Annotated in this window: 19 protein-coding genes; 11 read left to right on the top strand and 8 right to left on the bottom strand. The window is 60.2% G+C overall.

The features are described from left to right. Positions 1-15: 15 nt before the first annotated feature. From ACSPX5_RS12925 to ACSPX5_RS12900, 6 genes are read left to right on the top strand one after another with little or no spacing between them, the layout of a single operon-like run. The gene (locus ACSPX5_RS12925; protein WP_439821846.1) at positions 16-1,110 is read left to right on the top strand and encodes an ABC transporter ATP-binding protein; all 1,095 of its coding nucleotides are present in this window, start codon (positions 16-18) and stop codon (positions 1,108-1,110) included. After that, complete coding sequence (locus tag ACSPX5_RS12920; protein WP_169430961.1) at positions 1,110-2,222, top strand: ABC transporter ATP-binding protein; 1,113 nt, start codon at positions 1,110-1,112, stop codon at positions 2,220-2,222. Before ACSPX5_RS12925 ends, ACSPX5_RS12920 begins: the two co-directional genes overlap by 1 nt. After that, a complete protein-coding gene (locus tag ACSPX5_RS12915; RefSeq protein ID WP_007981247.1) occupies positions 2,219-3,085 on the top strand; it encodes a carbohydrate ABC transporter permease in 867 nt (288 codons plus the stop codon). The genes ACSPX5_RS12920 and ACSPX5_RS12915 overlap by 4 nt, the downstream gene beginning before the upstream one ends. Before the next feature lie 9 nt (positions 3,086-3,094). After that, a complete protein-coding gene (locus ACSPX5_RS12910) occupies positions 3,095-3,895 on the top strand; it encodes a carbohydrate ABC transporter permease (RefSeq protein ID WP_169430960.1) in 801 nt (266 codons plus the stop codon). A gap of 10 nt (positions 3,896-3,905) precedes the next feature. Further along, complete coding sequence (locus ACSPX5_RS12905; RefSeq protein WP_039767461.1) at positions 3,906-4,178, top strand: DUF2160 domain-containing protein; 273 nt, start codon at positions 3,906-3,908, stop codon at positions 4,176-4,178. Positions 4,179-4,225: 47 nt separating this feature from the next. Then, a complete protein-coding gene (locus ACSPX5_RS12900) occupies positions 4,226-5,968 on the top strand; it encodes an ABC transporter substrate-binding protein (RefSeq protein WP_169430959.1) in 1,743 nt (580 codons plus the stop codon). Positions 5,969-6,011: 43 nt separating this feature from the next. Here the strand turns inward: ACSPX5_RS12900 and ACSPX5_RS12895 are convergent, their stop codons facing one another. From ACSPX5_RS12895 to ACSPX5_RS12870, 6 genes are all read right to left on the bottom strand, one after another. After that, entirely contained in the window at positions 6,012-6,890 is an 879-nt protein-coding gene (locus ACSPX5_RS12895) for an alpha/beta fold hydrolase (protein WP_439821845.1), read from the bottom strand. Beyond that, entirely contained in the window at positions 6,887-7,837 is a 951-nt protein-coding gene (locus tag ACSPX5_RS12890; RefSeq protein ID WP_439821844.1) for a class I SAM-dependent methyltransferase, read from the bottom strand. Before ACSPX5_RS12890 ends, ACSPX5_RS12895 begins: the two co-directional genes overlap by 4 nt. Then, positions 7,834-9,057 carry a YcaO-like family protein gene (locus ACSPX5_RS12885; protein ID WP_439821843.1) on the bottom strand — a complete coding sequence of 408 codons (1,224 nt, stop codon included), beginning with the start codon at positions 9,055-9,057 and terminating at the stop codon, positions 7,834-7,836. Before ACSPX5_RS12885 ends, ACSPX5_RS12890 begins: the two co-directional genes overlap by 4 nt. A gap of 50 nt (positions 9,058-9,107) precedes the next feature. After that, positions 9,108-9,236, bottom strand: coding sequence for a hypothetical protein (locus tag ACSPX5_RS12880; protein ID WP_439821842.1), 129 nt, complete (start codon positions 9,234-9,236; stop codon positions 9,108-9,110). 382 nt (positions 9,237-9,618) lie between these two features. Then, positions 9,619-11,025, bottom strand: a complete 1,407-nt coding sequence (locus ACSPX5_RS12875) for a heavy metal sensor histidine kinase (protein WP_439821841.1) — start codon at positions 11,023-11,025, stop codon at positions 9,619-9,621. Further along, entirely contained in the window at positions 11,022-11,696 is a 675-nt protein-coding gene (locus ACSPX5_RS12870) for a heavy metal response regulator transcription factor (RefSeq protein WP_169430954.1), read from the bottom strand. The genes ACSPX5_RS12875 and ACSPX5_RS12870 overlap by 4 nt, the downstream gene beginning before the upstream one ends. 409 nt (positions 11,697-12,105) lie before the next feature. On the opposite strand from ACSPX5_RS12870, the gene ACSPX5_RS12865 reads away from it, so the two are divergent. From ACSPX5_RS12865 to ACSPX5_RS12845, 5 genes are all read left to right on the top strand, one after another. Then, a complete protein-coding gene (locus tag ACSPX5_RS12865) occupies positions 12,106-13,353 on the top strand; it encodes a TolC family protein (protein ID WP_439821840.1) in 1,248 nt (415 codons plus the stop codon). 49 nt (positions 13,354-13,402) lie between these two features. Continuing rightward, complete coding sequence (locus ACSPX5_RS12860; protein ID WP_439821839.1) at positions 13,403-14,596, top strand: efflux RND transporter periplasmic adaptor subunit; 1,194 nt, start codon at positions 13,403-13,405, stop codon at positions 14,594-14,596. A 15-nt stretch (positions 14,597-14,611) separates the two neighbouring features. Next, entirely contained in the window at positions 14,612-17,764 is a 3,153-nt protein-coding gene (locus tag ACSPX5_RS12855; protein WP_439821838.1) for an efflux RND transporter permease subunit, read from the top strand. 134 nt (positions 17,765-17,898) lie between these two features. Next, a complete protein-coding gene (locus ACSPX5_RS12850; RefSeq protein WP_041475587.1) occupies positions 17,899-18,099 on the top strand; it encodes a co-regulatory protein PtrA N-terminal domain-containing protein in 201 nt (66 codons plus the stop codon). A gap of 78 nt (positions 18,100-18,177) precedes the next feature. Further along, complete coding sequence (locus ACSPX5_RS12845) at positions 18,178-18,510, top strand: DUF2790 domain-containing protein (RefSeq protein WP_439821837.1); 333 nt, start codon at positions 18,178-18,180, stop codon at positions 18,508-18,510. 150 nt (positions 18,511-18,660) lie between these two features. Here the strand turns inward: ACSPX5_RS12845 and ACSPX5_RS12840 are convergent, their stop codons facing one another. Together ACSPX5_RS12840 and nuoN are read right to left on the bottom strand one after the other, a co-directional pair. Then, entirely contained in the window at positions 18,661-19,986 is a 1,326-nt protein-coding gene (locus ACSPX5_RS12840) for an OprD family porin (protein ID WP_439821836.1), read from the bottom strand. 248 nt (positions 19,987-20,234) lie between these two features. Then, positions 20,235-21,698, bottom strand: coding sequence for an NADH-quinone oxidoreductase subunit NuoN (gene nuoN / locus ACSPX5_RS12835; RefSeq protein ID WP_169430947.1), 1,464 nt, complete (start codon positions 21,696-21,698; stop codon positions 20,235-20,237). Between the last annotated feature and the right edge of the window lie 7 nt (positions 21,699-21,705).

The raw sequence follows: 21,705 nt of genomic DNA, 5'->3' as shown, positions 1-21,705 counted from the left end.
TAAAAAGGCCGAGCCATGTCACTCACCCTGGAGCACGTCAGCCGCATCGTCGAGGGCCAGACCTGGATCGACGATGCGAACCTGAAATTCGAAGCCGGATCCTTCAACGTCCTGCTCGGACGGACGCTGTCGGGCAAGACCAGCCTCATGCGTTTGATGGCCGGTCTGGACAAGCCCGACAGCGGTCGCATTCTGATGAACGGCGTCGATGTCACCCAGCGTCCGGTGCGTCTGCGCAACGTGTCGATGGTCTATCAGCAGTTCATCAATTACCCGACCATGACGGTGTTCGAAAACATCGCCTCGCCGTTGCGTCAGGCCGGGATCTCCAGCGAGCAGATCCAGAGCAAGGTGCAGGAAACCGCGAAGATGCTGCGCATCGAGAAATTCCTGAAGCGCTATCCGCTGGAACTGTCCGGCGGCCAGCAACAGCGCACAGCCATGGCCCGGGCGCTGGTCAAGGATGCCGAGTTGATCCTGTTCGACGAGCCGCTGGTTAACCTCGATTACAAACTGCGCGAAGAATTACGCCAGGAAATGCGCGAGCTGTTCAAGGCGCGCCACACCATCGCCATCTACGCCACCACCGAACCCAACGAAGCGCTGGCACTGGGCGGCACCACTACCATTCTTCATGAAGGTCGGGTGATCCAGAGCGGCCCGTCGACCGAGGTCTATCACCAGCCACAAACGGTACTGGCGGCGGAATTGTTCTCCGAGCCGCCGATCAACCTGATGCCGGGGCGCATCGCCGGTAACGAAGTGAGTTTCGCCAACTTCGTGCACTTCCCGTTGAACGTCGATCTGCGGCCGGTGGGCGAGGGCGAGTTCCGTTTCGGTGTGCGTCCGAGCCACATCTCACTGGTCCCGAGCAACGATGATGATCTGGAACTGGCGGTGACCGTCGAAGTGGCGGAAATCAGCGGTTCGGAAACTTTCCTGCATGTGCGCAACGAGCATTTCCTGCTGGTGCTGCACTTGCCCGGCGTTCACGAATATGACGTCGATGCGCCGATCCGCATCTACATCCCGACCCATAAACTGTTTGTGTTCGATGCACAGGGCCGTCTGGTGCAGGCACCGGGCCGGCGCGTCGCGAGGGTTGCCTGATGGCCGAAATCCGTTTGCAACACCTCGCCCACAGTTACAGCAAGAACCCGAGCGGGGCGGAAGACTACGCGATCCGCGAAATGGACCACATCTGGGAGCAGGGCGGCGCCTATGCCTTGCTCGGGCCGTCGGGTTGCGGCAAGTCGACCTTGCTCAACATCATTTCCGGCCTGCTCAGCCCGTCTCAGGGGCATGTGTTGTTCGACGGCAAAGCGGTCAACGACCTGACTCCGGAGAAACGCAACATCGCCCAGGTTTTCCAGTTTCCGGTGGTCTACGACACCATGACGGTGTTCGACAACCTGGCTTTCCCGCTGCGCAATCAGGGCATGGCCGAGGCGAAAGTCCACAGCAAGGTCCAGGAAATCGCCGAAGTCCTTGACCTGCAAAACCTGTTGAGCAAAAAGGCACGCAACCTCACCGCCGACGAAAAACAGAAAGTTTCCATGGGCCGTGGTCTGGTGCGCGACGACGTCTCGGCGATCCTGTTCGACGAGCCGCTGACGGTGATCGACCCGCACCTGAAATGGAAACTGCGGCGCAAGCTCAAGCAGATCCACGAGCAGTTCAACATCACCATGGTCTACGTCACCCACGATCAACTGGAGGCCTCGACCTTCGCCGACAAGATCGCGGTGATGTACGGCGGCCAGATCGTCCAGTTCGGCACGCCACGGGAATTGTTCGAGCGGCCGAGTCATACCTTTGTCGGTTATTTCATCGGCAGTCCGGGGATGAACCTGATCGAGGTGCAGCCGCAACCGGGCGGGGTCGGTTTCAACTCGACCCACCTGCCGCTTTCCGACGCCTTGCAGCGCCATATCGAACACGGACAGTGGAAAAACCTGAAGGTCGGCATCCGCCCCGAGTTCATTCATGTGTGGGACGAGCCTTTCGATGACGCGATGCGGGCGCGGGTCGTACACGTCGAAGACCTTGGCACCTACAAGATCATGACCCTGGATCTGGACGGCGCACCGCTGAAGGTGCGTCTGGCCGAAGACAAACCGGTGCCGCAGGGCACGGCGTACATCAGTTTCCCGGCGCAGTGGCTGATGGTCTACGCCGACGAATTTCTGCTGGATGCCACCGAAAGCGAGGTACAGCCATGAACAAGGTGCAGAACAACAAGGCCTGGTGGCTGGTGTTGCCGGTGTTTCTGCTGGTGGCCTTCAGTGCGGTGATCCCGATGATGACCGTGGTCAATTATTCGGTGCAGGACATCTTCGACCAGTCGAGCCGCTACTTTGTCGGTGCCGACTGGTACAAGCAGGTGCTGCTCGATCCGCGTCTGCACGATTCGTTGCTGCGCCAGTTCATCTATTCGGCGTGCGTACTGCTGATCGAAATCCCACTCGGGATCGCCATTGCCCTGACCATGCCGACCAAGGGCCGCTGGTCGTCGGTGGTGTTGATCGTGCTGGCGATTCCGTTGCTGATTCCCTGGAACGTGGTCGGCACCATCTGGCAGATCTTCGGCCGTGCCGACATCGGTCTGCTCGGTTCGAGCCTCAACGCCATGGGCATCAGCTACAACTATGCGGCCAACACCATGGACGCCTGGGTCACGGTTCTGGTGATGGACGTGTGGCACTGGACCTCGCTGGTGGCGCTGCTGTGTTTCTCGGGGTTGCGGGCGATTCCCGATGTGTATTACCAGGCGGCGCGGATTGATCGGGCCTCGGCCTGGGCGGTGTTCCGTCACATTCAATTGCCCAAGCTGAAAAGCGTGCTGCTGATCGCGGTGATGCTGCGCTTCATGGACAGCTTCATGATCTACACCGAGCCCTTCGTGCTCACCGGCGGCGGGCCGGGCAATGCCACGACCTTCTTGAGTCAGACCTTGACCCAGATGGCTGTAGGCCAATTCGACCTGGGGCCGGCGGCAGCCTTTTCGCTGGTGTACTTCCTGATCATCCTGCTGGTGTCCTGGCTGTTCTATACCGCCATGACCCACAGCGATGCCAACCGCTGAGGCCCGGCCATGAGCAAAAGAAAGCTTGTTCCACTGCTGCTCTACATCCTGTTCCTGCTGGTGCCGATCTACTGGCTGCTGAACATGTCGTTCAAGAGCAACACCGAAATCCTCGGCGGCCTGACGCTGTTCCCCCAGGATTTCACCTTCCACAACTACAAGGTGATCTTCACCGATCCGAGCTGGTACACCGGTTATCTCAACTCGCTGTACTACGTGAGCCTGAACACGGTGATTTCCCTGAGCGTGGCGTTGCCGGCGGCTTATGCGTTTTCCCGTTATCGCTTTCTCGGCGACAAGCACCTGTTCTTCTGGCTGCTGACCAACCGCATGGCGCCGCCGGCGGTGTTCCTGCTGCCGTTCTTCCAGCTGTATTCGTCGATCGGCCTGTTCGACACCCACATCGCGGTGGCGCTGGCGCACTGCCTGTTCAACGTGCCGCTGGCGGTTTGGATTCTCGAAGGGTTCATGTCCGGGGTGCCGAAGGAAATCGACGAAACCGCCTACATCGACGGCTACAGCTTTCCCAAGTTCTTCGTGAAGATCTTCATTCCGCTGATCGGCTCCGGCATCGGGGTGACGGCGTTTTTCTGCTTCATGTTTTCCTGGGTCGAACTGCTGCTGGCGCGCACGCTGACCTCGGTGAACGCCAAGCCGATCGCGGCGGTGATGACGCGCACGGTGTCGGCGTCCGGCATCGACTGGGGCGTGCTGGCCGCGGCGGGGGTGCTGACCATCCTGCCGGGCATGCTGGTGATCTGGTTTGTTCGCAACCACGTGGCCAAGGGCTTTGCCCTGGGCCGGGTCTGAGGAACTGATGATGGAATGGATGAGCTGGACCGTCCCGACGGCGGCGTTTTTCATCGTTATAGGTTTGATCCTGGTGGGCATGACCACCTGGGAACTGCGCTCGCCAAGCATCCTGCGGCGCGGGTTTCTGCCGATTGCCACCACCCGTGGCGATCGCTTGTTCATCGGTCTTCTCGGCAGCGCCTACCTGCATCTGCTGGTCATCGGCGTGACCGACTGGAGCATCTGGGTGGCGTCCGCGTTGTCCCTGGTGTGGCTGTTGGCTGTGATGCGTTGGGGCTAGTCGAATCGCTCGGCAATCTTGCTCCGAAAAACTAACAGGAGGTCTCTATGTTCGACAAAAACAATAAGCTGCGACATAGCATTTCATTGGCAGCCATGCTGGCACTCAGCGGTTTGAGCGCAACCGCCTGGGCCGATGCGTACGAAGACGCGGCAAAAAAATGGATCGGCAGCGAGTTCAAGCCGTCGACCCTGACACCCGAGCAGCAACTTGAAGAACTGAAGTGGTTCATCAAGGCCGCCGAGCCGTTCCGCGGGATGGACATCAAGGTCGTCTCGGAAACCCTGACCACCCACGAATATGAATCCAAGGTGCTGGCCAAGGCCTTCAGCGAAATCACCGGGATCAAGCTGACCCATGACCTGCTGCAGGAAGGCGACGTCGTGGAAAAAATGCAGACGGTGATGCAGTCGGACAAGAACATCTACGACGGCTGGGTCAACGACTCGGACCTGATCGGTACGCACTTTCGCTACGGCAAGACCGAATCGATCACCGACCTGATGGCCAACGAAGGCAAGAACTTCACTTCGCCGACCCTCGACATCAAGGACTTCATCGGCATTTCCTTCACCACCGCACCCGACGGCAAGATCTATCAATTGCCCGACCAGCAGTTCGCCAACCTGTACTGGTTCCGTGCCGACTGGTTCGAACGTGCCGACCTGAAAGCCAAGTTCAAGGAAAAGTACGGCTATGAACTGGGCGTGCCGGTGAACTGGTCGGCCTATGAAGACATCGCCAAATTCTTCAGCGAAGACGTCAAGGAAATCGACGGCAAGCGCATTTACGGGCACATGGACTACGGCAAGAAAGACCCGTCGCTGGGCTGGCGCTTCACCGATGCCTGGTTCTCCATGGCCGGTGGCGGCGACAAGGGCTTGCCCAATGGCTTGCCGGTGGACGAGTGGGGCATCCGCGTCGAGGACTGCCATCCGGTGGGCTCCAGCGTGACCCGCGGCGGCGACACCAACGGCCCGGCGGCGGTGTTCGCCACCACCAAATACGTCGACTGGCTGAAGAAGTACGCGCCACCGGAAGCGGCGGGCATGACCTTCTCCGAGTCCGGCCCCGTACCGTCCCAGGGCAACATCGCCCAGCAGATTTTCTGGTACACCGCGTTTACGGCCGACATGACCAAACCGGGCCTGCCGGTGGTTAACGCTGACGGCACGCCGAAATGGCGCATGGCGCCGTCGCCGCGCGGACCGTACTGGGAAGAGGGCATGAAGTTGGGTTATCAGGACGTGGGTTCCTGGACCTTCATGAAGTCCACGCCTGAGAAACAGAAGCTCGCGGCCTGGCTGTACGCGCAGTTCGTGACCTCGAAAACCGTGTCGCTGAAGAAAACCATTGTCGGCCTGACGCCAATCCGCGAGTCGGACATCAACTCGCAAGCCATGACCGACCTGGCACCGAAACTCGGTGGTCTGGTGGAGTTCTACCGCAGTCCGGCCCGGGTGCAATGGACGCCGACCGGCACCAACGTGCCGGACTATCCACGTCTGGCACAACTGTGGTGGAGCCACATCGCCGAAGCCGCCAGCGGCGACAAGACTCCGCAGCAGGCGCTGGATGGTCTGGCCAAGGATCAAGACGCGATCATGACCCGTCTGGAACGTTCCAAGGCCCAAGCAGTGTGCGCACCGAAAATGAACCCCGAGCGCGACGCGCAATACTGGTTCGACCAACCGGGCGCACCAAAACCGAAACTGGCCAACGAGAAACCGAAAGGCGAAACCGTGAGCTACAACGAACTGCTCAAGTCGTGGGAGGCGGCGCGCAAGTAAGCGTTTTTGCGGGACGGAACGGCACCTTCGGGTGCCGTTTTTTTCAGCCCTCGATTTCACGTTTCACCGCCCGGCGCACCGCTTTTAGGATGGCGTTTTCAAAGGCGTTGTGCCCGGCGTGCAGCAAACGGCAGTGAATGTCCATCCGTTGCCTGAGCCAGCGCACGCTGGCCATGCCGAAGGTATCGCGGATGCCCTGGATCAGCAGGGTGTTGTCGTCGAGGATCAGGTCCTGGTCCCGTGGCCGGAAGAAATAGCCTTGCAGGTGGTAATGCAGCTCCAGACGGATCGCGAGCACCACTTCCTGATCGACAAAACTCTCCAGCGTACCGTGGCAAACCGTCTGCCCCGTACGGCGCAAAAGAGCATTCAACCATTCGATGGCGGCGACGCGCTGTTGCAGTGGACAGCCTTCGCCGAGTATCCGGAAGATGTCCCTGGCGCGATGGCCTGACGCAGTTTGCGGCGATTGCGTCAGCCCCTCATTGAGTGCCCGGTCGTACGCCCGGACATTGGCGGCGAAAGGTACGAACACCGAAACCAGTGTGGTTTTCAGAAGGTGCTGCGGATAGCGCTGCTGGTACTGGATCGCCAGCCAACTGCCCCAGGAAACACCGAGCACACTGATTTTTTCGAAGCCGAAGTGCTGGCGCAGGGCGTCAATGTCTTCGACACAAAGGCCGGTAGTGTTGTCGCGCAGTTCGCCGTAGGGCGTCGAGCGCCCGCATCCGCGCTGATCGAACAGGATGATGTCGAAACGGCGCAGATCGAAGAAGTCCAGATGATGACGGCTGCAGCGCCCGCCGGGACCGCCATGCAGGAAAAACACCGGTTCGCCTCCTGTAATGCCATGGCGTTCCCAATAGAGTTGATGGCCATCGCCGGTCGGGTAATAGCCTCTGCTTTGCAGGGAAAAGGTCATGCTGACAGGACCTTCAGACGATAGAACTGGAACAGTTCGACCTGCCCCGGGCGCGCTGCAACGCTGGACTCCAGTTGCAGGTGATGGGTGGCAGCGAGCCAGGCGACAGGGATCAGCACCGGCGTGTGACCAAAGACGAGGATCGTGCCGCCAGGCTTGACGCAGCGGATCAGCGACTCGAATGCGGTTCGGGCTTCTCGGCGGGTCAAGACCTCGGCGTTCAGGAAGCGCAGGATCAACACATCGCAGTGAATCCCGGCATCAAAGGCCTCACTCGCGTCGAGCAAGCGGAACTCGACGGGCGTCCTCTCATGAGCTCGTCGGGCGTGTTCGATCATCGAGGCTGAGCGATCAGTCCCCAGGCACAGACAGTCGGGGAGGGCGCGGGCGACATGGGCGATGAATTCACCCGTGGAGCAGGCCGGGTCGTAAATCAACGCGCCGGTTTTTGTGATCGCCTGGAGCAATCCGGCACAGTGCTCGCGCAAGTGTTGTTCATCGGTGTTCAACTGTTCGGCCAGTGATTCGTTGCATTGCCAGAACTCGGCCGGACAGACTGCTTCCCGGCCTGCTGCGTCAACGATCGGAAACGGAAACAGAATCTCGCTGTCAGCCTGACGTAATGCTCGTTCGAAGGTTTGCACTTTCTGTTCGGCGGAGACCGTCCGATAGCCGATCGACAAACCTTCATCCCCCCACAATGAGTGGAGATGCGGACCCAGCAACATGCAGGGTTCAAGTACGCTGCCGGCCTGCCATCGAAACTGCCGGTCACGTTGCAGGCGTTTGCGGCCAACCCAGACTTCGTCGTGCAACCGCAGGAAAAAAAGGTGGTGCAATCCGTTGCCTGGCGGTTCGAGGTAATGGCCGACGCCACCGTTCTCGTTCAGGTGACGGGGCATGGAACGAGCCAGTGCCAGCTCACGGGTTTGATCGAGTCGGTTCATGGGACTGATCTTTCCAGCGTTCGTCCCCGGGCCTGCGGGATGACAACATTGCCGCTGGAAACAACAAAGAAACGCTCCAGCCCGGGAATCACCACATTGAGCAGGGTCGTGCCGAGCTCGGTTCGCTGCAGGACGGCGGCACCGAGCGTACGGCCATGAATCCGCAGGTCTTGAGTCAGCAAGTGCAGTTGATTGACCACCGACAGGTCTTTAGCGGAATCCGGCAGTCTCACCTCGTGTTGAACGCAGCGATGCAGCAGCGTCTGCGGATCGAACTGCGCACAGCGCAGCAGGCGCGGGAAGGGCTGCAGGTTGCGCAGTGCATTGGTCAGCGTCTGATGGTATTCGGGCTCGGCGGCGCTCAATTGCAATTGCACCAGTTCACTGAGCGCACGCGATGCAGCGTGACGCGGATCAAGTGAACAGCCACTGCCGTAGACCTGTGGATGAGACCCCGGCTGCGTCGTGAAGGCCAGAAAGGTTCGCGCCTTGAATTCGCTGCTGATATCCACCAGCACGATTTCTCTGCCGATTTCCTGTTCGGCATCGGCCCACAGACGGCCGAGGTCGTCGTGGTCACTGAGACGAGCCACTCTTCGCAGGGGCGGGTGATTCTCGTAATAGAAATGGTTGAGCAGAAACAGCGACACGGCATCGCGCTCGATGCATTCGTTGGCGGCATACAACAACGCCTCGCTGTAAGTGGCGCCAATGGCGGTGCCGCTGTTGCTGGCGTAGCGCCGCACGGCGCTGCAGTCCGCAGTGCCCGGTGACGAAGGCTGACGTGAACCGTTTGGCGAAGTCAGCGCCACCGGATAGGAAAAACGGTCATGCCACGGAGGACAGACATAGGTCCTGCAGATGATGCGCGCGTTTTGCTGACAGGTGAGCCTGTGCACAAGCGAGTCATCGGTAAAGATCGGTGTGTCTTTGAAGTAATGCTCAGTCTCGTGGTGAACCTCGGTCGCGAAGTGTTCATCCGTCCAATAATGCTCAAGCGCTTCATAGAGTGCGCCCAGGTGTGCCTGATCCGCATAACCCTTGCCGCAGCCACGGGCATGACGGTTGTCGCTGCCGTGAAGAATCGCCTCAACGGCAACGACCTTGCTGCCGAGTGTACGGGTTACCGGCGTGAGGCCCAGTCGTGAAAGCTCGGCCTGAATACGTCGCTCTGCCTGATCGGCCGTCAGCTCACGCTCGGCCATCCATGTCTTGTCCATGATGTCTTTCCTGGAAAGTCCGCAGGGGCGCGAGGCCCCTGCGGGTCATGTCACTCGGCGTTCAGTTCCGCCCGTTCTTCTTCGGTCAGTTGCAGTGCTTCAATCTGCTCCGCCGAGGGCGTTTCCTGCTCTTCAAGTTCATCGATAGGGTTTGCGTTCCAGCTGCCCATGTAGCCCATGAAGTTTCTCCTTGGTTATTGTTTGAGTGTGCTGTTGCAAGCACGAGCCGAATCTAAGAGCGCAGCGACGGTGGGGTCAAAAATGTCCAGACGTTTCCGTTCGCGGTTTTTAACCGCCCTGAAATACGTACTGATAAATCTTGAAGGGATGCGTCGGATCACCGAAACGCTTGTTTTAGAGGGGGGCGGCTGAGTGCAAAAAGACGAACGAAACGATCAGGAACCAACCGTCTGCGCAGTTTTTTCCCTGTCCTTGTCAGACGTTTCATCGTGAGGCTGCCGCAAAATCCCACTGAAGGATTTACATGGCGCTATGGCGTACTTGTGCGGTGATTTTTCCGACGGAAATTGAGAAAACACCGCACAAATCTGTTTGAGGGTTTTAGTGCTTTTCCGCGAACACGGGGAACACCAGGCTGAATACCGTCATCGCCCCCGGGCGGCTTTGCACCTGCGTGGTGCCCTGATGCAGGGTCATGATCGAGCGCACGATGGCCAGCCCCAGACCGGTGCTGCCCTGCGAGCGGGTGCGACTGCTGTCGACGCGGTAAAAACGGTCGAACAGATGCGGCAAGTGCTGCGCTTCGATGCCTGCGCCGGGATTGCTCACTCGCAGTGCCACCTGTGTCGGCGCCTGTTCAATGAACAGCGAAACGGTTTTGCCGGCGGGGCAGTGGCGCAGGGCATTGGACAGCAGGTTGGATATCGCCCGCTGGATCATCAAGCGGTCGCCCGAAACCTGAGCACTGCCGACTACTTTCAGATGGATCTGCTTGTCTTGCGCCGGGAGGGAAAACAGATCGGCTACCCGTAACGCCTCGTTTTCCAGCGCAATCGGCTCGAACGACGCGTGTGCCATCGGCTGGCTGGCCTGGGCCAGGAACAACATGTCCGAGACAATCCGCGCGACCCGCTCCAGCTCCTCGGTGCACGACACTAGAACATCGGTGTATTCCTCGACAGTGCGCTCGCGTGAAAGCGTTACCTGAGCCTTGCCCATCAAATTGTTGATCGGCGTGCGCAGCTCGTGGGCCAGATCATCGGAGAACTGCGACAACTGCTGCACACCGTTGTCCAGGCGATCGAGCATGACGTTGATGCCTTGCGCCAGTTCGCTCAGTTCCTGAGGCATGTTCACCACCGACAACCGGTGGTCGAGGTCCTGGGTGGTCACCCGGGCCGCCACTTTGCGAAACTCGCGCAGCGGCGCCAGTCCGCGCTGCACCGCGCCCCAGGCGGTCAGGCCGATGAACACCAGGAGCAACGGCAAGGCAATCAGCGTCGAGCGCAGGTAGGCGCTGAGCAACGCCTGATCGTGGGCATTGTCCATCGACAACAGCACCGGTACGTTGCTGCCGTCCTTCAGGCGAATCAATTTCGAGGCGGTGAGAAATTTCGCACCTTCGGCATCGAAGCTGTCGGTATAGGACAACTGATCGGTCGTCGCCCGCACCGCTTTCAATTCAATCCGTGGGTCCGTCAATCCCGACCCGGACTTGAGCAGCGGCGAGCGCAGGTTGCCTCGGTCATAAATCGTCAGCGTCAGGTTGTCATGCCCCATGACCTGATCGAGCAGAATGTGCGGCTTGCTGCTGACTTCATTGGCATCGACGTACAGCGAGAGGCTGTGTTCCACCTGCGCCATCTTCTTTTCCAGGCTGTCCCGGGACAATGCATCGAGCTCATGAGTCAGGGCGAAATACGCAAGGATCGCCAGGAACACCACCAGCAACGCACCAAGAGTACTGACGGTCAGACCCAATCGCAGCGACAGGCTGGCGGGCTTCATTCCCGTGCCTCCAGCACATAGCCGACACCGCGCAGGGTGTGGATCAGTTTGCTGTCGAACGGGTCGTCGATCTTCGCCCGCAAGCGGCGGATCGAGACTTCGACCACGTTGGTGTCGCAGTCGAAGTTCATGTCCCATACCAACGAGATGATTTGAGTGCGGGTCAGCACTTCGCCGGACTGGCGCATCAGCAAATGCAGCAGGGCGAATTCCTTGGTGGTGAGGTCGATACGCTGGGTGCCACGAAAGGCCCGGTGACGGCCCGGATCGAGTTCCAGATCGGCGACCTTGAGTACTTGCGGCACCGGGATGTTTTCGCTGCGGCGCATCAAGGTGCGTACCCGCGCCAGCAATTCCGGGAATTCGAACGGCTTGACCAGATAGTCGTCGGCGCCCAGATCCAGGCCCCGGATCTTGTCCGCCAGGCGACCGCGTGCGGTGAGCATCATCACTCGCGTGGAATGGGTGCGGCGCAGTTGCTCCAGCACGCCCCAACCGTCGAGTTCCGGCAGATTCACATCCAGAATGATCAGGTCATAAACCTGTTGTTGCGCCAGGTGCAAACCATCCGCGCCATTAATGGCGTGGTCAACGATATAACCACTTTCGGTCAGGCCCTGATGCAAGTATTCGGCAGCTTTAAGCTCGTCCTCGACGACAAGGATTCGCATGATTTTTCACCACTTTTATTCAATGGATATTTAATTAAGGTGGCCGGGAAAGTTATTGTTTTTGTTGGGGCTTCCGGACGTTTTCAATAACGGGATGGCGTGCAAGGTAAAGGCTGTAGTGGCTACAGAGTCAACGCCTGAGTCCTTTAAAACAGCCGTCCGCGACAGCCTGTCGCAGCGAAGTGGTCAATTTTTCATGACTTCCATTTCGGCAAGTGCTGTTCGGCTGATAACTAACATGCATTTGTTTCGGTGTGTTGCAGCAAAGCCATTCGAACTTCGAATCCTAGAGCAAAACAACTTCGATTAACCGTGGATAACGGATTTGTAATGTTCACGTCACCTTGTCGATAAGTTCAAAACCCTACCGTGGCGCCATCAACGATTCTTGATTGAAGGAAGTCTTCCATTGCCCGGTTTAATTGAACTGACGGCGCGCTCACGCCTGAAAAAAACCGCCAGCGGCCTCTTGTTGCTGGCCTGCACAGGCCTTGCCAGTGCATCGACCCTGACGCTGGATCAGGCGCTGCAAACCGCGTTCGCCGGCAACCCGGAGCTGGCCGCCGCGCAGTGGGAAATCGGCATTGCCGAAGGTGACCGCAAACAGGCCGGGCTGATCCCCAATCCCGAGGTTTCGTGGGAGGCTGAAGACACTCGGCGCCAGTCACGCACCACCACGGTGATGCTCAGTCAGCCGATCGAGCTGGGCGGCAAGCGTGGTGCGCGGATTGATGTGGCGAGTCGTGCGCAGGATGCCGCCGGCATCGAGCTGCAGCGCAAGCGCAACGCACTGCGCGCCGACGTGCTTCAAGCGTTCAATGGCGCGCAAACTGCGCAGCAACGTTTGCAACTGGCCCGGCAGTCGCTGCAACTCGCCGAGCACGGTTTGCGCGTGGCGCTGGGACGGATCGAGGCGGGCAAGTCGTCGCCGGTCGAAGGCACTCGGGCGCAAGTGCAGCTTTCGGAAGTGCGCCTGGAATTGAGCCGCGCTGAGCGCGATCAGACCAATGCGTACCAGCAATTGGCCCAGGTCATGGGCGCACCGTTGCCGACGTCGACCACGGTGCAGACCGCGACTCATAGCCTGCCCAGCGTACCGACGCCCACCCGTTTGCTTGAGCGCCTGAACGAGACGGCGGAGCTGCGCCTGGCCAGGTTGCAGATCGATCAGCGCGAGGCGTCGCTGGGGCTGGAAAAGTCCCAGCGGATTCCCGATCTCACCGTCAGCATCGGCAGCCAGTACAGCGAAACCGAGCGCGAGCGGGTCAACGTGGTCGGGCTGTCGATGCCTATTCCGCTGTTCAACCGCAATCAGGGCAATGTGCTGGCGGCGGCGCGGCGTGCCGATCAGGCACGGGACCTGCGCAACGCCACTGAGCTGCGCCTGCGCACGGAAATCCAGACCACGCTGGAGCAGTGGCAGACCGCCAACGGCGAAATCAAGGCGTTCAATCAGACCATCCTGCCCGCCGCGCAAAGTGCGGTGGACAGCGCCACTCGCGGTTTCGAAATGGGCAAGTTCGGCTTCCTCGACGTGCTCGACGCCCAGCGCACATTGATCGCCGCTCGCAGCCAATACATCCAGGCGGTGAGCGAGGCGACCGACGCCCGGGTGCGCATCGAACGCATCTTCGGCGACCTCAGCGCCAACCCTTGAATTTCAACCTTCTGATCACTGCGCGACGGTACGGCGCAGAGGAGTTTCCATGGATAAAAAACTGATCGTGGTCGCTGCGGCGACCTTGGCGCTGGGCATTGGCATCGGCTCGATGTGGGGCGGCAATGGGTCTATCGATGCGCATGCCGATGAAGCGGCAGAACACGCCGATCACGCCGAAGAAGGCGCCGCCGCTGACGGCGAGCATGGCGAAGAAGGGCACATCGAATTGACTGATGAGCAGATCGCGGCGGCGGGGATTCAACTGGCCGCCGCCCAGGCGCAGAACTTCAGCCTCGGTCTGTCATTCCCCGGCGAAGTGCGCTTCGACGAAGACCGCACCGCGCATGTGGTGCCGCGTGTACCGGGCGTGGTCGAGTCGGTGTCGGTCAATCTCGGGCAGTCGGTGAAGAAGGGCCAGTTGCTGGCCGTGATCGCCAGCCAGCAGATTTCCGATCAGCGCAGCGAACAGGCTGCTGCGCAACGCCGTCTGGCCTTGGCCCGCACGACGTTCGAGCGCGAGAAGAAACTGTGGCAGGACAAGATTTCCGCCGAGCAGGATTTCCTTCAGGCGCGTCAGGCCCTGGAAGAAGCCGAAATCGCCGTGAGCAACGCCCGGCAAAAGATCAGTGTGCTCAGCGGCAGTGTGGTCGCCACTGGCGGCAATCGTTATGAACTGCGGGCGCCATTCGATGGCGTGGTGGTGGAAAAACACCTGACGCCGGGGGAGGTGGTCGATGAAACCACGGCGGCGTTCACGCTTTCGGACTTGTCCCGGGTGTGGGTCACGTTCGGCGTTTCGCCCAAGGAGCTGAACAAGGTGCAAGTGGGCAAACCCGTCATCGTCAGTGCGGCGGAACTGAATGCTGATGTGACCGGCACCGTGGCTTACGTCGGCAGCCTGCTCGGCGAACAGACCCGCACCGCGACGATTCGCGTGACGTTGGAAAACCCGCAAGGCTCATGGCGCCCGGGCCTGTTTGTCACCGCGCTGGTCGCCACCGACAGCCGCCAGGCCAAAGTCGCCGTGCCGGAAACCGCGATCCAGACCGTCGAGGACAAACCCACGGTATTCGTGCGCACCTACGACGGCTTCAAAGCGCGAGCGGTGGAGCTGGGCAGTCGGGCGGCGGGGCAAGTGGAAGTCACCGCCGGGCTGGAGCCGGGCGTGCAAGTCGCCAGCGCCGGCAGCTTCGTCCTCAAATCGGAGCTGGGCAAAGCCTCGGCCGAGCACAGTCATTAATCGCGGAAGACTCCCATGTTCGAACGCCTGATCCAGTTTGCCATCGAGCAGCGCATCATCGTGCTGCTCGCCGTTCTGCTCATGGCCGGCCTCGGCATCGCCAGTTATCAGAAGCTGCCGATCGACGCTGTGCCTGATATCACCAACGTCCAGGTGCAGATCAACACCGGTGCGGCGGGGTTCTCGCCGCTGGAGACCGAGCAGCGCATCACTTTTCCGATTGAAACCGCGATGGCCGGTCTGCCGGCGCTGGAGCAGACCCGCTCGCTGTCGCGCTCGGGGTTGTCCCAGGTCACGGTGATCTTCAAGGACGGCACTGATCTGTTCTTTGCCCGGCAATTGGTCAACGAACGCTTGCAGTCCGCCAAGGAGCAATTGCCCGAAGGTGTGGAAGCGGTGATGGGGCCGATCTCAACAGGGCTCGGCGAGATCTTTTTGTGGACGGTCGAGACCAGGGAAGGTGCGCTGAAGGACGACGGCACGCCCTACACACCGACCGACTTGCGGGTGATTCAGGACTGGATCATCAAGCCGCAACTGCGCAACGTCCCCGGCGTGGCCGAGATCAACACCATCGGCGGTTTTGCCAAGGAATACCAGATCGCGCCCGACCCCAAAAAACTTGCGGCCTACAAGCTGACCCTCACCGATCTGGTAACGGCGCTGGAGCGTAACAACGCCAACGTCGGCGCCGGCTACATCGAACGCAGCGGCGAGCAATTGCTGATTCGCGCGCCGGGGCAGGTGGCGAGCACCGAGGACATCGCCAATATCGTCATGGCCAATGTCGACGGCACGCCGATCCGCATCAAGAACGTCGCCACCGTGGAGATCGGTCGTGAGCTGCGCAGCGGCGCCGCCACGGAAAATGGCCGTGAAGTGGTGCTCGGCACGGTGTTCATGTTGATCGGTGAAAACAGCCGCACGGTCTCCCAGGCCGTCGCCGCCAAGCTCGAACAGATCAACAAGTCGTTGCCCACTGGCGTGATCGCGGTGCCGGTGTACGACCGCACGCACCTGGTCGACAAGGCCATCGCCACGGTGAAGAAGAACCTCGTCGAGGGCGCGATTCTGGTGATCGCGATTTTGTTTCTGTTTCTCGGCAACATCCGCGCCGCGCTGATCACGGCGATGGTGATTCCGCTGTCGATGCTGTTCACCTTCACCGGCATGTTCAGCAACAAGGTCAGCGCCAACCTGATGAGCCTCGGCGCGCTGGACTTCGGCATCATCGTCGACGGCGCGGTGGTGATCGTCGAAAACACCCTGCGACGGCTGGCTCATGCGCAGCAGCATCACGGGCGCCTGCTGACGCGATCCGAGCGCTTCCATGAAGTGTTTGCGGCGGCAAAAGAGGCGCGGCGACCGCTGATTTTCGGCCAGTTGATCATTATGGTGGTGTACCTGCCGATCTTCGCCTTGAGCGGTGTCGAAGGGAAAATGTTCCACCCGATGGCGTTCACCGTCGTCATCGCACTGCTCGGTGCCATGCTGTTGTCGGTGACGTTTGTACCGGCGGCGATTGCGCTGTTCGTGACCGGCAAGGTCAAGGAAGAAGAGGGCGTGGTGATGCGCGGCGCACGTCGTGTTTATGCACCGGCGCTGGCCTGGGTCATGTCCCATCGGGCGATGGCGGTCGGCGCGGCGCTGGGGGTGATTGTGCTCAGCGGTGTGATCACCAGCCGCATGGGCAGCGAGTTTGTGCCGAGTCTCAGCGAGGGCGATTTTGCCTTGCAGGCGCTGCGCGTGCCGGGCACCAGCCTGACGCAATCGGTGGACATGCAGCAGCGGCTGGAAACGTTGATCCTGGCCAAAGTGCCCGAGGTTGAGCGGGTGTTCGCCCGCACCGGCACCGCCGAAATCGCTTCCGACCCGATGCCGCCGAACATCTCCGACAGCTACGTGATGCTCAAGCCCAAAGAACAATGGCCGGACCCGGGCAAGTCCCGGGAAACCCTGATGGCCGAACTGCAAACAGCCGCCGCGACGTTGCCGGGCAGCAACTATGAACTGTCGCAGCCGATCCAGTTGCGCTTCAACGAACTGATCTCCGGCGTGCGCAGCGACGTGGCGGTCAAGGTGTTTGGTGATGACATGGACGTGCTCAATGCAACGGCGGCAAAGATTGCCGCCGCGATGCAGAAGGTCGACGGTGCGTCCGAGGTCAAGGTCGAACAAACCACCGGTCTGCCGGTGCTGACCATCAACATCGATCGCGATAAGGCGGCGCGTTACGGGCTCAACGTCGGCGATGTGCAGGACACCATTGCGGTGGCTGTCGGTGGGCAGAAGGCCGGGACAATGTACGAAGGTGATCGCCGGTTCGACATGGTCGTGCGTTTGTCCGACGCCATGCGCAAGGACATCGACGGGTTGTCGGCGCTGCTGATCCCGGTGCCGGCGGCGGGTGCTGATGCCTCCAGTCAGATCGGCTTCATTGCGCTCAAGGACGTGGCCAGCCTCGATCTGGTGCTGGGGCCGAATCAGGTCAGTCGCGAGAACGGCAAGCGCCTGGTGATCGTCAGCGCCAACGTGCGTGGGCGCGACATCGGTTCTTTCGTCGCCGAGGCGGGCGAAGCGATCGAGCGCGACGTGCAGGTGCCGGCGGGTTACTGGACCACCTGGGGCGGGCAGTTCGAGCAACTGCAATCGGCGGCCAAGCGCTTGCAGATCGTGGTGCCGGTGGCGTTGCTGCTGGTGTTCGGGTTGCTGTTCATGATGTTCAACAACCTCAAGGACGGCTTGCTGGTGTTCACCGGGATTCCGTTTGCGTTGACCGGTGGCGTCATAGCGTTGTGGCTGCGGGACATTCCTTTGTCGATTTCGGCGGGCGTCGGTTTTATTGCGTTGTCCGGTGTGGCGGTGCTTAACGGGCTGGTGATGATCGCGTTCATTCGTAACTTGCGGGAGGAGGGGCGCTCGCTTGCCGACGCGATCAACGTCGGTGCACTGACACGGTTGCGCCCGGTGTTGATGACGGCGCTGGTGGCGTCCCTGGGCTTCATTCCGATGGCCCTGGCGACCGGCACCGGGGCCGAGGTGCAGCGACCGCTGGCGACGGTGGTGATTGGCGGGATCCTGTCCTCGACCATTCTCACGTTGCTGATCCTGCCGGCGCTGTATCAGCTGGCGCACCGTCGGGACGAGGAATCGCCCACGGCGGTCTAGTCACTTTTTGCCTCAACAACAGGCCCGCCCATGCGGGCCTTTCTACATGACGGATATGTAATTTCGGCGCCACCGTCACGAAAGGTTCGGATTGTTACCTTGATCCCGTCAGTTACTTGAATGAGGAATCAACGATGAAACTTGCACAGATTGGCGCGTTTGCCGTGGCTCTGATGATGTCTTCCCTGGTGTTGGCCGAAGGTGGCGGCGACCGCACTTTCGAAAAAATGATGGCTGCCAATGGCCGCTCGATGGAGGTGTTTGCCGCCAAGGAAAAGGCCCGTGATCCGGTCGTTGTGAACGACAAGAAGGACGACAAGACCCAAGACCTGTAAGCGTTCTGCCAGTGAATGAGCCCGTCATCGCGCATCGATGGTGGGCTTTTTTATGAGTTTGTTTTGAGGGAGATGGATATGAAGCTTCTCAAGTGGATGGCGTTCACCGGTGTCATGGCAGTGTCTTGGAATGCGCTGGCCGAAGGCGGTGGCGACAGAACGTTCGACCGGGCGCTCAGCGCCAACACCAAAGCCATGGAGCAGTACGCGGCCAGTCAGGGCAAAGCGGCACCGGTGGTCAAGGAATACGAGTACGGAATGAAGCTGGACGTGAAAAAAGTGGTGAGTGTTGTCCGGCCGAAAAATGAATGTGCGGTGGTGCCGGCCGCGATGACTTACGAAGACTCCAAGGGGCAGCTCAATACGGTCACCTACAGCGTGATGGGCAACTGTCGTCAGCAGGGGGGATAGCGTCTGTAACGGCTCAAGCGCCCGGTTCATGTTCAGTGAGTCGGGCTTTTTTTCAGGCATAAAAAAAGGCGTCCCGAAGGACGCCAAAGATTCACCTCTTACCAAAGGAGCAAGGAGCTTCTAAAGGTGAATGGGCATTGCTCGTGAAACTCAGAGAATCGCCAGCGGGTATTCGACGATCACCCGCACTTCATCCAGGTCTGACTCGAATGCGGTGGCACGGGTCGTGGCCTGGCGCAGACGCAGCGACAGATCCTTCATCGAACCGCTTTGCACCACGTATTTGACTTCGATGTCACGCTCCCAGCGTTTCTGATCGGTCAGCGGATTACCGTCGGCATCACGGCGCATGTACACGGTGTTGGCGTTGGAGTAGTCGGCGTCGGTGCCGCGTGCGTAACGGGTCATGAACGACAGGCCCGGCACACCATAGGTGGTCATGTCGACGTCGTAGCGGACCATCCAGGAGCGCTCTTTCGGCGAGTTGAAGTCGCTGTACTGGATCGAGTTGTCGAGGAAGATCGAGTCGGACTGGCGCAGGTAATCGAAGTCGTCGTTGCCGTTGTTGCGCTGGTGGGAGAGCGCGACCGAGTGGGCGCCAAGCTTCACGCCGACGCGGCCGCTCCAGATGTTGTTGTCGAACTGACCGAGCAACTGTTTGCCTTCATCGACTGCCTTGTAATAGTTCAGGCCACCGAACAGCGACAGGTCATCCGATAGCGGATACGTCCAGGTGGTGCCGGCGTAATACTGGTTCCAGGCATCTTTGAGGCGACTGGAGTACAGGCTGAAACTCAGGTTTTTGTTCAGCGCATAATCGCCGCCGCCGTAAGCGATCCAGGGCGAGTTGACCGGGCCGGCATAGAAGGTCGCGAAGTTTTCGCGCATGTCGCTGGACACCGGTTGGCTCATCGCATGCAACCGGCCGCCCTGGATCGACAGACCTTCGATGCTGGTGTTGGTCGCCGTCACGCCGCGAAAGCTTTCCGGCAGCAGTCGCGAATCACCTGCTGCAACCACCGGGTTGGCCGGGAACACGTCGCCGATTTTCACCACCGTATCGAAGGCCCGCACTTTGGCGGCACCACCGATCTTGGTGTATTCGTCCCGTGCTTTGCCTTCGCTGTCGACCGGCAACACATCGAACGAACTGCGGCCACCGTTGCGGCCGTCTCCGGTATCTAGCTTCAGGCCGATCATCGCGAAAGCATCCACCCCGACCCCGACAGTGCCTTGGGTGAAGCCAGATTCGAACTTGCTGATGACCGCATGGGCCCAGGCCTCGGAATATCCATTGCCGGTGGGGCTGGACTGGCCGTTGCGGTGATCACGATTGAAATAGAAGTTGCGGTTGAGTACCGACAGGCTGCTGCCTTCGATAAACCCTTCGGGTTTGTCTTCTGCAAACACCATGGACGGCCCGGCGCCGACGACCACTGCTAAAGCGGCCATCGATATTTTTGTGTTGTTAACCATCAATCACTCCTGAGTTCGGCAGAACGGGAACGTGCTTCGGCGTGGGTTTTATTGTTCGACGGGCAAGGGCCCGCCTGTAGGGTCGCCGGGTGACATCGTTGCAGGCTGCGGATAACGCGGAGGTGATAGGGGAATTACAATTTTGTTAGGTGGATGCGGAAAGGGCAGGGCACTCGTAATGGATTCCCAAAACGCAAAAACGGCACCCGAAGGTGCCGTTTCCGTTTGTAGCCATTCCAGCAGAGCAATCAGCCCGCCAGACCCGCCTGCTGAACCAGGGTCAGCAACGGCTGCGGGTAAACACCCAGGAAGAACGCAACCACAGCGATCGCCAGCAGCATCACGCCGCCTGCTTTCTGTTCCCAGTGCAGTTGGGCGTCGTGGCGGCGCAGGTTCGGTTCGATCAGGTACAGGGTGACCATCACGCGCAGGTAGTAGAACACGCCGATGGCGCTGCCCAGTACCAGCGAACCTACCAGCCACCATTGGTGAGATTCGACACCGGTGGCGATGATGTAGAACTTGCCGATGAAGCCTGCAGTCAGCGGGATACCGGCCAGGGACAGCATCATCACGGTCAGTACGGCGGTCAGGTACGGACGGCGCCAGAACAGGCCGCGGTATTCGTACAGGGCGTCTGCGTCACGGCCGTTGTACGGCGAGGACATCAGGGTGATCACGCCGAAGGCGCCGAGGCTGGTGATCACGTAGGTGACCAGGTACACGCCGATGGCTTCCACTGCCAGACCCTTGCTCGCCACCAGTGCGATCAGCAGGTAGCCGAAGTGCGCGATGGACGAGTAACCGAGCAGACGCTTGAGGTTGCTCTGGGTCAGGGCCAGCAGGTTACCGAACAGGATCGAGGCGATGGCGATGATGGTCAGCACGTTGCTCAGAACGCCACTGCTGGCGGCAGGGGAGATCTGGAACAGTCGAACCATGACCGCGAACACAGCCACTTTCGACGCGGTGGCGAGGAACGCGGCCACCGGTGCCGGAGCACCTTCGTACACGTCCGGCGTCCACAGGTGGAACGGTACCAGCGACAGCTTGAATGCCAGACCGATCAGCATCATGCCCAGGCCCAGTTGCGCCAGCGAGCTTGGCAGGCCGGTCGCGGCCAGTGCCTGACCGATACCGACGAAGCTCAGCGAACCCGAGTCGGCGTACAGCAGCGCCATACCGAACAGCAGGAACGCGGAACCGGCGGCCGACAGCACCATGTACTTGATGCCGGCTTCCAGCGAACGCTTGTTGAAGAAGGCGTAGGCCACCAGACCGTAGACCGGCACCGACAGCAGTTCCAGACCGATGAACAAGCCGGCCAGGTGCTGCGCGCTGACCAGAACCAGGCCACCGGCGGCGGCCATCAGGATCAGCAGGTACAGTTCTTCACGGTTGCCCGGGTAACCCGAACCGCCATCGCCGAGGTAGGCGTGGGCGAGGGTGACGCAAGCGAGGGTGGCGACCAGGATCAGCGCCATGTACAGGCAGGCAAAGGTGTCGATCTGCAGCAATGGGGTCACGGCCAGAGGCGCGACTTTCAGGGCCGGCAGAATCGACAGCAAGGCCAGGTTCAGACCTGCCACCGAAATCAGGAAGGTCTGCGAGTGGTTGCGGCGCCAGGCGATTGCCAGCATCACCACGATAATGGTGAGGCTGGTGATCAACAGTGGCGCAAGCGCAATAAAGTGTTGAATCGTGAATTCCATAGCGCTC

The organism is Pseudomonas sp. HLG18, from assembly GCF_051903985.1.
Lineage (GTDB): Bacteria > Pseudomonadota > Gammaproteobacteria > Pseudomonadales > Pseudomonadaceae > Aquipseudomonas > Aquipseudomonas fluorescens_BT.
Note: the sequence above shows the minus strand (reverse complement) of the source record. Positions and strands in the feature narration are given on the sequence as shown.